This is a genomic window from Enterococcus sp. DIV1096b (assembly GCF_050498765.1).
In the GTDB taxonomy this organism is placed as follows: Bacteria; Bacillota; Bacilli; order Lactobacillales; family Enterococcaceae; genus Enterococcus_D; species Enterococcus_D entomosocium.
The window spans coordinates 532,595-544,558 of record NZ_JBMHEK010000001.1 but is presented as its reverse complement, the minus strand read 5'-3'; the positions used below and the strand labels follow the sequence as shown (position 1 = coordinate 544,558).

Annotated in this window: 10 protein-coding genes; 1 reads left to right on the top strand and 9 read right to left on the bottom strand. The window is 40.6% G+C overall.

All coding sequences use genetic code 11. The features are described from left to right. Positions 1-177: 177 nt before the first annotated feature. The 9 genes from IGJ17_RS02525 to IGJ17_RS02485 all read right to left on the bottom strand — a co-directional run bounded on the left by IGJ17_RS02525 (position 178) and on the right by IGJ17_RS02485 (position 11,191). Positions 178-2,415 carry an ATP-binding cassette domain-containing protein gene (locus tag IGJ17_RS02525; protein ID WP_429961059.1) on the bottom strand — a complete coding sequence of 746 codons (2,238 nt, stop codon included), beginning with the start codon at positions 2,413-2,415 and terminating at the stop codon, positions 178-180. A 361-nt stretch (positions 2,416-2,776) separates the two neighbouring features. Continuing rightward, the gene (locus tag IGJ17_RS02520; RefSeq protein WP_429961058.1) at positions 2,777-3,358 is read right to left on the bottom strand and encodes a GNAT family N-acetyltransferase; all 582 of its coding nucleotides are present in this window, start codon (positions 3,356-3,358) and stop codon (positions 2,777-2,779) included. Positions 3,359-3,524: 166 nt separating this feature from the next. Next, positions 3,525-4,001 carry an SAM-dependent methyltransferase gene (locus IGJ17_RS02515; RefSeq protein ID WP_429961057.1) on the bottom strand — a complete coding sequence of 159 codons (477 nt, stop codon included), beginning with the start codon at positions 3,999-4,001 and terminating at the stop codon, positions 3,525-3,527. An 86-nt stretch (positions 4,002-4,087) separates the two neighbouring features. Beyond that, entirely contained in the window at positions 4,088-4,906 is an 819-nt protein-coding gene (locus IGJ17_RS02510; protein WP_429961056.1) for a MerR family transcriptional regulator, read from the bottom strand. Between the two features lie 178 nt (positions 4,907-5,084). Then, entirely contained in the window at positions 5,085-5,984 is a 900-nt protein-coding gene (locus IGJ17_RS02505) for a haloacid dehalogenase-like hydrolase (protein ID WP_429961055.1), read from the bottom strand. A gap of 1 nt (position 5,985) precedes the next feature. Further along, positions 5,986-7,266 (bottom strand): PTS cellobiose transporter subunit IIC, encoded by a 1,281-nt coding sequence (gene celB, locus IGJ17_RS02500; RefSeq protein WP_429961054.1) that lies wholly within the window; start codon positions 7,264-7,266, stop codon positions 5,986-5,988. A 707-nt stretch (positions 7,267-7,973) separates the two neighbouring features. Further along, positions 7,974-8,717 carry a hypothetical protein gene (locus tag IGJ17_RS02495; protein WP_005227479.1) on the bottom strand — a complete coding sequence of 248 codons (744 nt, stop codon included), beginning with the start codon at positions 8,715-8,717 and terminating at the stop codon, positions 7,974-7,976. 481 nt (positions 8,718-9,198) lie between these two features. Beyond that, a complete protein-coding gene (locus tag IGJ17_RS02490; protein WP_034857870.1) occupies positions 9,199-9,534 on the bottom strand; it encodes a nucleotide pyrophosphohydrolase in 336 nt (111 codons plus the stop codon). Beyond that, complete coding sequence (locus tag IGJ17_RS02485) at positions 9,497-11,191, bottom strand: DUF2075 domain-containing protein (RefSeq protein ID WP_087664882.1); 1,695 nt, start codon at positions 11,189-11,191, stop codon at positions 9,497-9,499. The genes IGJ17_RS02490 and IGJ17_RS02485 overlap by 38 nt, the downstream gene beginning before the upstream one ends. Positions 11,192-11,621: 430 nt before the next feature. On the opposite strand from IGJ17_RS02485, the gene IGJ17_RS02480 reads away from it, so the two are divergent. Further along, entirely contained in the window at positions 11,622-11,909 is a 288-nt protein-coding gene (locus tag IGJ17_RS02480) for a hypothetical protein (protein ID WP_429961053.1), read from the top strand. Positions 11,910-11,964: the final 55 nt, after the last annotated feature.

Sequence of the window (11,964 nt, the reverse complement as noted above, 5' to 3'; positions counted from 1 at the left end):
TTTGGTAATTATATACTCAAATTTACAGTATTTTTGTCAAAAAACCTACTAATAATGAAAAAAATAGCGTTCTGAATTTTATTTTCTAACTTGTAATCGCTTCTTCGATGGAATGAAAAAAAGCCGCAAGCAACACTCGATGAAAAGAGCTGCTTACGGCCAGTCTTGGTTTTTTCGTTAAAATAAATACTGCGCAGTAATCGACGATTGACAATTGATCAGTTGTTCTGGGGTTCCTTCGTACAAGATTTCACCACCGCGAATCCCACCATCAACACCGACATCGATCAGCCAATCCGCTGCTTTCATGACCTCAAGGTTGTGTTCGATCACGATCACCGTGTTGCCTTTTTCTACTAATCGTTCGATGATCGCCAAGATGCTTTTGATGTCTGCCATGTGCAATCCGGTCGTTGGTTCATCCATAATGTAGATATTGCCTTTTTTGCTTAATTCTTTTGCTAACTTCAGTCGTTGGCATTCACCGCCAGACAAGGTATTTAATGGCTGTCCGAGGGTCATGTATCCTAGACCTACAGCCAAAATCTGTTTTAGTTTTCTTTGAATCGCTTTTTCCTCAAAAAACTCCACCGCTTCCGTGATACTCATGGCAAGGACTTCATCGATCGACTTGCCTTTCAAGCGATACTGGTAGACTTCTTCTTTAAACCGTTTGCCGCCGCATGCCTGACACAAAACCTCGACGGAATCCATAAAGGACAGCTCCATCTTGATGGTCCCGTGGCCCTTACACGTTTCACAAGCACCTTCGGAATTGTAGGAAAAAAGACCTGCTGAAACCTTATTTTCTTGCGAAAACAACTTGCGAATGTCATTCATGATTCCTGAATAGGTTGCAGGATTGGAGCGAATATTTCCCGCCACCGCTGATTGATCGATCGTAATGGCTTCAGGGTATTCTTTGGCAAAAACACCATTTACCAAACTGCTCTTTCCAGAACCAGCGACACCGGTCACCACCGTAAATACCCCTAATGGCACCCGCAGTGCTGTATTTTTCAAGTTATGCAGCGTCGATTTTTTCGTTTCGATAAACTGTTGGCTTCTGCGAGGGGCTTCTTTGAAATCCACCATCTGTCCAAAGGCTTTTCCAGTCAGTGTATCTGAGCGCAGCAATCCTTCAAAGGTTCCTTCGTAAGTAATATAGCCGCCATTTTTTCCAGTTTTAGGACCAACATCGATAATGTGATCGGCTGCTTTAATGACATCTGGGTCATGCTCCACTACGATGACGGTGTTCCCTTTGTCCCGTAGTTTGACTAACAATTCATTCAATCGATGGACATCCCTTGGATGCAGCCCAATACTCGGTTCATCAAAAATGTAGATCACATCGTTCAAGCTAGAAGACAAGTGTTTGACCATTTTTACCCGCTGACTTTCCCCACCAGAAAGCGTCGTTGTTTCACGGTCTAAGGAAACATAATCCAACCCGATATTGATCAGATCAGTGATTCTCGCTTGGATGTTTTGAAGCAGGGGTTGGACACTCTCCTCCGAGATTTCTTGAAGAACCGTCAATAGTTCATCCACTTGCATCGCCAAAACGTCCGCAATCGAATAGCCCGCGATTTTACACGCGAGTACTTGTGGATTGAATCGTTTTCCCTGACAGTCAGGACACTTCTGCTCATTCATGAAAGAAGCGATTTTCTTCTGCGTAGCAGCGGAGCTTTCATTGCCACCTTTGATATTGGAGCGATTAAAACGAGCGACTAAGCCTTCATAGGTGGAACTCATGCCTTCCATATACAAGGAATCGATTTTTTCTCCTTGGGCATACAAAAAGCGGTTCATTTCCTCTTCGCTATATTCTTCCAACGGCTTGTCATTGTCAAAAAAGCCCGTATTGGTGAAGGACTTCAGTAGCCAAGAGCCGACTTTGTAGCCAGGAAGCAGGATCGCCCCTTCATTCAAGGACTTTTCAAGATCCAGTGCCTTTTCTAAATCTAACCCGACGATCCGCCCAATCCCTTCGCAAGTGGGACACATCCCATGAGGGTCATTGAAGGAAAAATTCCATGCAGGACCTAAATACGGTTGACCAAGACGAGAAAAAAGCAAGCGGATCAAGGGGTTGATATCCGTGATCGTCCCTAATGTAGAGCGGGAATTGCCGCCTAAACGGCTTTGATCAACTACTACCGCCATCGAAAGATTGTCGATGGCATCCGCATCGGGCTGGCTGTATTTTGGCAAAAAGTTGCGGACAAATTTCGAAAAGTTCTCATTCAGCTGTCGACCAGCTTCTTGTGCGATCGTGTCAAAGACGATCGATGACTTGCCAGAACCAGAGACACCCGTGAAAATCGTGATTTTTCTTTTGGGAATCTTCAAGTCAAAGCCCTTCAAATTGTTCTGCCTGGCGTTGTGGATCGTAATGTATTCCTGCATGCTATACCCTCCCAGATTCTATTGAATTTTTTCAGTGAGCGACCATTATAGCACAAACATTCTCGCTGTTTCTCGGAATTTTGCAAAAAAACTATGTTTATTTTATGTTTTGTTCTCAATGTTGGAATAGCAAGGATAGAGGGCTTATGCAATTTTTCAATAACTGTTGCATAGGAAGGAATTTAGAGTGCGAACGAAGTTAGAAGATAGAGCGAAGAAGGAGTATTTTGAATGACCTTAAATTGCTAAAAGGTAAAAAACAGTCCATTTCCCCTTGCTTGCAAAGTGAAATGGACTGTTTTCATGAAATAACCTTTAATCGTTTGAAGCCGAATGTTAGAGATCGGCCAGATCAGCCAGATCAGCTCAATACAGTTGACGGAAACATTTTGATCAATGTCACCGTTTCTTCTGCCCCATAATCCCCTTCGGCATATAAAGCAAGATACTCTTCCAACAAATAGTCAGCAAGGTCTTGGGTAGATTGCGTAAAACCAGCCTTTTCGTAAGATCTGACTGCAGGGATATTTTTTCTCGACGGCCGCATCATCAATTTTTGAATGCCGAATGTTTCATGTAAATGATCACCGAGGGTGACGATCGCATCGGTACCAAATCCTTTGCCGCAATGAGCTTCTCGATTCAACCAGATATCCAATTCTGCTATGCCGTCTTTTAGATGAAACGACGAGTAACTAATAAAGCCAATCGGTTCACCTGCATGTAGAATCAAAAAGCCTCTGCCATCTTGCGGTTGGGCACCAGTAAAGTAATACTCTTGATAGTCCTCAAAAAACTCTGCTTCAGTGGCGATCGGTGCATTAGGATAAGAAGGTGGTCCGGAATGATATTTTGTGGTTTCAGAGTGAAAACACCATTGATAGACCGCTTCTTTATCTTTGATTTCCGCAGGGGTTAAAGTGACTTTGTTGCCTGTTAGCATGTGGTGTACTCCTTTCGCTCTTCCTAATGTTCCCCCCAATTATAGCGGAGGATGTCCCTTAAAAACAAACCGCGTTTTTTCTTTACTTGAATCGAACATCGACATTGCTTAAATTTTCATTGTTGCGCCAACAATCTTCCGATTGATTCCTCTATTTTTTCATCCTCTAAAAATTAAATTCATTTTCCCAATTAAAATCAGCAGATTCTTCTAAACTGTTCGGCCAATGATGGCACCAGGAAGGAACTCTGGGCACTTCTACTCGATCCAAACTTGGTGTGTACGGTTTGATATCTATTAGTGGCGTTTGGTCGTTTGCATCAACATAAGGAATAGAAACAATTCCTTTCTTAACATCGACTGATAACACTTGAACAACACTTAATGCAATTGGATTTGGTCGAATGGGTGATCTCGTAGCAAATATCCCCATTTTTTCAGGCGCATGTTTATAGGGTTGCTCAGCATCCAAAATCATTCGATACTTTGCATCCGCAAAATCACTGAACCACCATACTAATTGAAGGTGACTAAATCCTTCAATCCCTGCCAAAGCTGGAACATATTCTTTCTTTAGCTTGAGCAAGCATCCGTCCTCATTGTTTTGAATGATTCCGATCGGTTGTAGTTTATATTCTGTCATTTTCTTTCCTCCATTTCCTCTTTGTGCTCTTAGAATAGTGCCTGACACAATGTGAGAGTCAAGAGAAAATAGAAAAAATCTGCTACTCATCGTTTTATGAGTGGTATTTGTATTTCAGTCAAATAATTGCTTTCCTCCTGCTCATTCCAAGGATCGCGATGCACGATTTGCCTGTCTGGTCCGTCCATTTGGTAATAAGGATGTTCTTGTAGCCACTCAGCCAAGGACAAATAGACGTTGGCTATGTTGGAGAATGCACCGTACACCATCGTGCACGCCATAATTGGCACTGCCTCCGTTTCGTAGATAGAAAATACTTTGGAATCTACTTGCAGGCCTGCTTTCACTTGCACACACAATTCAACATCGACATTTTTTTCTTTAAACTCTTGGTCGTGATAAATCGAAAATGATTGTCCGAAATTCTTTATTTTATGAAGCTCCATAAAAGTGGCTAGTTCTCTCCACAGTTCCTCTTCAGCAAAATAATTTGGTATGACTTTGCGAAGGGAGAGCACATGATAACTCGGGACTGCTTTCATTGTGACCTGATAATGGCGCTCTGTTCGTTCCTTCGTCAATTCTAATTTAGCTACTTCTAGTTTGATTAATTTTTGTTTTTCCGCCTCTATAGTTGCCTCAATTTCATCTTTTTTTCTTTCTAATTGTTCTGCAAGGAAGTCCTGCTCTGGGTTTTTCAGCAACACCGCAATTTCTGCTACACTAAATCCGCTATCACGTAAATAGAGTATTTTATTGAGTTCAGGCAATTGAACAGCCGAATACAGTCGATAACCAGTAAACATATCAATCCTATCGGGCTTTAATAGACCCATCTCATCATAGTAACGCAACATTCTGATACTCACTTGAGAGAGCTTTGAAAATTCACCTATCTTAAACATACGCACCTCCAATAGATTTATTATAAAAACACTTTATCCACACTTCAATGCTACTCACTATAAAAAACCGAAACAAAGAGTTCACTCTCTGTTTCGGTCTTGCTTCATTATTCAACATTCTACGAAAAATTCTTCTAACAATTCTTGCATTTCATAGGCATGTGCCGATTTGTTCCACCTATCGGTTCACTGAGACGGCCATTCGGTGATAGGTATGGCGCTTGCCTCTGATGGCGATGGATAGTTGCAAGATGTTCTCGGGATCAGCGGTCCCAGAAAAACCTGCATCTCCGATATGATGAAGGTCGCAGCCGGCACGTTTGCTAGTCAATGCCAAGGCACGGATCGTGCCTATATCTGCACCTTCTTGTGTAGTACCGATGGTGCCCATGACCAACTTCCCTTTTTGGTGGATAAAGGCTACAAGATCACTCATGCGGTGTTCACTCAGACCAGGAATCGTGCCTGCAATGGGTACAAGAATAACATCGGCTCCCGCTTGAATGAATGCAGACGCAATTTCTTCATCCAACACAGGTTCATTGACACCAGCTCCGTGCATTTTTCCAGCAATAATGATCCCAGAGAAAACGGCTCTTGCTTGTTGGATTGCCGCTGTGATTTCCTTATTTGAAACGCCAGTGGAAGGATTTCCTGTCAGACAGATAAAATCAAATCCAAGTGCTTCTGCACGAGCCATGTTTTTCTTTGTTGCCAAACGCCCCGTAGCGATAGTTGTCAACTGTTCCATCTGCTCCGCACAATCGTCGACAGGCTCAAGATTGACCCCAACAGGCCGCCCCGTTAAGCACTGCAAAAAGCGAATGGGGTCATCCGTTGTCGGTAATCCTTTGATAGCGCCGTTTTCGCAATCAAATAGATTCAGCAAAATCAAATCCGCCCCAAATGCAGCGACGAATTCAGCATTAGTGATTCCTCTAGACATCGGATCGATTTGGACATCATTTTCTGCTACGATCGTCCGACCGGCACTTCCTCGGATACTTTCCAATAGTTGGTCTTTATCAAATGATTTAAAATCAGCTGCCGTGCAATTCAATAATCGTTTTGTCTTCATTTTATGCCCCACTTTCTGAACCGAGTTCACTGGCTAATGTCCGATTATCTAGCATTTTGAAGAATGGATAATAGATGGCGATAGAAACCGTCAGATTCACCAGCTGTAAGATTGCCCCCGAAATATGTCCGCCTGTGGCTAGATAACCGCCGATGATTGGCGGCATTGACCAGGGAACCAAAACGACGGCAGGTTGGACGATCCCCATGGCAACTGTCGTATAAGAGATGACATAGCACACGACCGGCGTCAGAATATATGGGAACAAAATCAATGGATTCATGACAACAGGCAACCCAAACATGATGGGTTCATTGACATTAAAAACCGTTGATGGAAATCCGAGTTTCCCCAACTCTTTTAAATACTTACTTTTACTTCTGACTAATAGCAAGATCGCCAAGCCCAAAATCACCCCACTACCGCCAATCCAGACAAAGGTATTCATAAAGGTATAATTGATGATATGCGGAATCGTTTCACCGTTTTGAAAAGCGATCCGATTCTCATCGATCATTTGAATCCATGTCGGCTGCAGGACGCTCAAGACCAAGTCCCAACCGTGGATGCCCACTGACCAAAACAATGACGTAAACATAATGGCAAATAGACCACCTATAAAGCCTCCGCCAATGATCGATAAAGGTTGTCCCACAAGGCTGTACAGCAGATCATGAATATTCGTGTTGCCGAATGATTCCACTAATAAACGAATCACCCAGAAAAGCGAGAGGCAAAAGAATGAGGGGATCAATGCAATAAAGGAGCGACTGACCGCCGGGGGAACGTTTTCTGGCATGCGAATCACGATATTCTTTTGTACGAATAATCGGAAAATCTCCGCCGTGATCAAACTGGTGATGATTGCTACGATCAGCCCGCGGCTACCAAGATAAGACATTTGAATGCCGCCGTCTTCAATCGGAGTGACTAAAAGAAAAACCGACGCTGCCAATACACCGGCAGATAAACCGCTGACGCGGTATGTGGTTGCTAAACTATACGCAATAGCAAAGGAATTGAACAGCGCCATCACACCAAAGGTCACTTGGACGACAAAGTCTAATTTGCTGCGCCATTCCCCGCCAAAAATACTCGTAACAAATAGGTTAAAGCCTTCCCATGGAACGTTAGATAAAATAACAAAAATAGAACCGATAATAATCAAAGGCATCGTGGTGACAAGTCCATCACGGATAGCAACTAGATGCTTTTCACCGCCAATTTTCATTCCCCATGGTAGCATCTTTTCTTCCATAAATTTCTTTAACGAATCCTTCATAAGCTTCCTCCTTAAACTTAAAAGATCGCTGAAAGAGTGCGTTCAGGTATCTTTTCGAAGTGTGAATAGAAACCAAGGCTTGCCACCTTCAAGAACCTAGGATTGAAGTCCTGATCGCCAAAACGCTATTGCTATGAACACAGTAAGAACGCAAGGCATTGGATTTCTCAACTATGACTGCCTATTTTCCATGCAACTGTTCTCAACTGATCTTCACACCTTTTATTTGCCGCAAACGATCCTGCGCATGAACCGTTTCAAACGACAAAAAAGGCATTGGACAAGATTGTCCAATGCCTTTGGCATAGCAAAATAAGCGTCCAGCATCCCCCGGTTTTTGCCCAAAAACCTGCCTGAATCTACTAGAAATCGACAAGGAAATCGGGTACAATAAACACGTTGATGCCTTTGGCGATCAACTATGGCAACTTGATTGGTCAACTGTCTATAGTGAGTGACTGATCAGGGCCTCGTAAATCTGTTGGCGCAGAGATACGAGGTGCCTATTTTTTTGGTTTCTATTCGCTTACATTCTATAGAATGTCTTTGGGAAAAGCAAGCGAACATTGCAACAAAATTGCAAATAATGGTCAAAAAAATAAAAAACTATTGTGATTTGTTCGATTGAAATAGAAAATAGTGATTGCTTTGCGTATTTATAAAAAAAGGAGGACCGAATCATCCATGATTCAGCCCTCCTTTTCGCGCTAGACAAATACAAACAAAATTCCAGAACAGATCGTGCCTACCAATAGCCCACGAATACTGCCTTCCCCTTCATTGGGTAACTCAAATTTGATGATATTCACCAGCAAAGCGCCGGTGATCAAGGCTTCAATGATGACTACTAAATAGTAGGGCAATGATACAAAGAGGGAGAACGCCGCTCCCGCGAAAATACTGAAGGAAAGCACAAAACGACCATATTTGTTATAAAGGGCACCATGATGGTGATAGAGCAGCCAATCGTTCATGAGAAAGTGCAAACCAAAAGCAATAAAGTAGGTCAAAATGTAAAAACGCTCTGATAGCGTATTGGCAATCACGATATAGCCGATCATGATATTGTAGATCACATGAAAAGCGATATCCGACCAAAAAAAGGCGTTTTTGGCACTGGTGATGTCTTTCTTTTCTAACACCATAAACGTCCGCTCATCGATTTTGTAGATCACGTAACTGAAGACTAAGCCAAACAAAACGATGCCATAGACCCCATGACTATAAAAAATCCCCGAATCCCAGCCAAATTCATCGATCAACACCGTTTGAAAATACGCCAAATGGGGCAATAGATGAACGATCGCATAGGAGATCCCTACACCAGCGGCAAAGGAGCTCATGTATTGCACGTTTAGTTTTCTGGATGAGATAACATTTGAAGATAGATGGATGAAGATAAACCCTAAAGTGATCATGCAATTCACAAGATTGTTTGTTAGATACGTCATTGTTTTCTCCTTCTTACATTCCGTTTACAGCATCGTTTAATCGCAATTTTCAATAACAAAGTCTTTTTAATTAGTTATTTTTGGTTATTTTCATGAAATATTCTTGTTTACTATACAGTAAGAGGGCTTGGGGGGCAATAGGTTTTTTAGGTTTTTGGGGGAGAAATATTTTTGATAGAAAACGGCCTTCATTGTTGCCGATTTTTTACCGATGATCTTGTCTTCATTTTCGGATAGGATAATCTTGTTTTGCTCTAGCAGATACTAGGTCTAACTTCATTCTTTATCAAAAATTGCGCTTATTTGAAGTTAACTTCAAATTTCCGAAAAATTGTAACCAATTTGAAGTTATCTTCAACTTTCTCAATTATGACAGATTTTTGACGTTCGTAACCAATCGCAGATGAATTCAGAAAGCCGTTGCTGCTCCTATTCCATCAAAAAAAGAAGCAAGAACCTGCAGCGTCCTTGCTTCTTTTTGTTACAATTCATTATACTTCTTTTTCGAATCTTTACTTTCTTTCACCGGATACTTCATGTTGTTTTTTTCCAGCTTTTCTTTGATGATCTCATCAATATCAAGACCCAAATTGTCTGCCAGCATATAGGAATAAATCAGAACATCGGCAATTTCTTCTTTTAAATGTTCGAAATCTTGAGTGGCTTCTTTAGGTGTTTTCCATTGAAAAATCTCCAACAATTCGGCGGCTTCGATGGAGATAGAAATAGCTAGATCTTTTTCATTATGAAATTGTCGCCAATTGCGATCATCTCGGAATTTATTGATCCGTTCCATTGAAGAGGGTTGGTTTTGCATGGTAGGCCTGGCTCCTTTCGTTTTGTAGGGTTAAGAGTTTTTGGCGCAGATTGGGATTGATTGCATAGATGTAAAGCCCTTTGATTGCTCGTTTCATTAATACATTCAATGAATTAAGGATGATCGTTTCTTTGGCTTTCTTCGTCAATTCTTGGTTCATATCGTCACGTCCCGTAAACGCCCCTTTGTCCTCATATTTATCGATATCGATGACAAGCTGGTCGGTCTCTGGATCGTAATCAACGGAAGGGCCAATGACGACTCCTACATTGTTTAAATCAAACCCTTGGACGGTGTAGATTGAACCGACTTCACTGATTGTATCTGGTCGCTCCGCCCATGTTCGCTTCGTATCGGTCGTATTCCATGGCAGGTTGATCCCACCAGGATCTACAAGATATGAAGCTCCGTCTTTCTTATGAACATAATCGAATGTTGAGATGATCCGTGACAGACCTTCCTTTTTATCGAGAGAAAAGATTTTGTTCTTCAACGCATCATGGGTTTCCATAATCTGAAGCTCAAAAGATGCTGTCGATTCTGGAATCGGTGTTACACGTTTTTCTACGATATCATCGATCCATTGAATAATTTGTGGACTACTTTTCATTCTTAATTGATCTTTTAGCTTAAAGCGAGAAGCATTGTACCTTTTCTGAAACTGATCCAATTTGTCCTGATCCCAATAACTTTTGATTTTCAATACTTGCTTCGGATCAAAGATACAAATCGTGATTTTTGCTCGCTTGATAATCTCTTCTAGTTGGTTTTCATAGTGAAAACTGTTATAGCTGTCTTTCTTCGTTAAAAGCAAATGGGCCTCATCCACAATAACGATGTCTGGGTGCAACTTCTGATTATCTGTTTTATTAATAAAGGAAGTTGGCTTTAGCATATGATTCTTTTTTAAATTTGGCAAACTTTCTGCCATTGTATGATAGGTTTTTAACATTTCTGAATGGTTGACCAACAAATAGTTATCGGTGCCTTTTAATACAGGCTCTGACTTTGTATAGTCTTGAAGGGTGTTATAGAGAGATGCCAAAAGGACGCTCTTTCCCGTTCCAGCTTCTCCTTCGATCATCAAGACTTTTTGTGTCTCATCCTGCTGAATCGCTTGTTTACAGTACTCAATGATTTCAAGTTTTATATCTAACTGTTCTGGCGTCAGTTCTTTAAAAGGGGATAATTTATATACATCTTTGTTGCGAATCGTATCGATTGAGTGCTTCGCCAATTGACGCCTTTGCAATTCTTCCCATAACTCTTGGAAGACCACTTCATCATAATACTCTTTTTCATAATACTGATGCATCTGCACCTGTCTTGTTTGACTGACATTTTGTAACTGAAACTGCTCATCCCCAATGAAGTGATTGATCAAATTGGTTTCGATATTGTAGGTCGCTGATTGATTGAATTTTTCATGTCCAATCAGCAAGACTTCTTTAATTTCTCTGCGCTTAGAGTTATTCAAGTGCTGCTTCAATCGTTTGTTCACTTGAACCGTTTGACCAATGTACGCAACAGGCCTTTTCTTTTCATTTCGGTTGTAGAGTATGTAAACGACTGGGTACTGATCGATATAAGCCGTCGTTATGCTAGATAGCTCACCTTTCTTGAAATGATGATCTTCTATGATTAGTTGGTTGGTCATATTTTAGAGTCTCCGTTTAGTGTCTATTCCATTAAGTTTATTTATTTTAGTATATCATTGCATATTTTGCTCTTAAAGCATTAAAGACAAAATTGGTAATTTTTTGTTTTAGCAAAATAACCATTATCTAAAAAAATCGCTGTTGATTAATCTACTAATTTCGTCCAACGTGCATACTTTGCTAATGATTTAATAGACTAACTTATTATCCTGAAACTCTTTTCAAACGAATCCTCTCTAAGACGTTCTAAAATAAATAGCTGAAAATCCCATTTGACAATTCATTAAACATCCTCTGTTTAGGATATTTATAAATTGTTTAGTAAATTAAAAGAATTTATTTTTCAATATTAATATAAATAAATATTTTATAATTTTAATTTAACCAAATCATTCAATATGAGATAATCATTTACGAAAGGATGATTTGATGAACTATACAGTTACCAGCCTAAGACATCTGCGGATCGCTCAAATTTCTTTGTTAACATACTATATTTATTTAGCCTTCCATGACAATATTTTCAAAGCAATTCCATTACTGTTTATCAGTGGTATTTTAGATTCCGTATATCCGCCAGACTACGCAAACCAGTCATTTTGGTTCCCCTATAAAAAGAAAACGATATTTTTAAAAGACAACAATTTATTTCTGGAAGGAGCATTAGAAATCTTAATCATAATTGTTCTTGGTATTTTCCTATCTCTTGTTTTTTAAAGGAACAACTTGTGATTGCTGGTTCCCTTTTACCCAACGACTGAATCATTTTTCT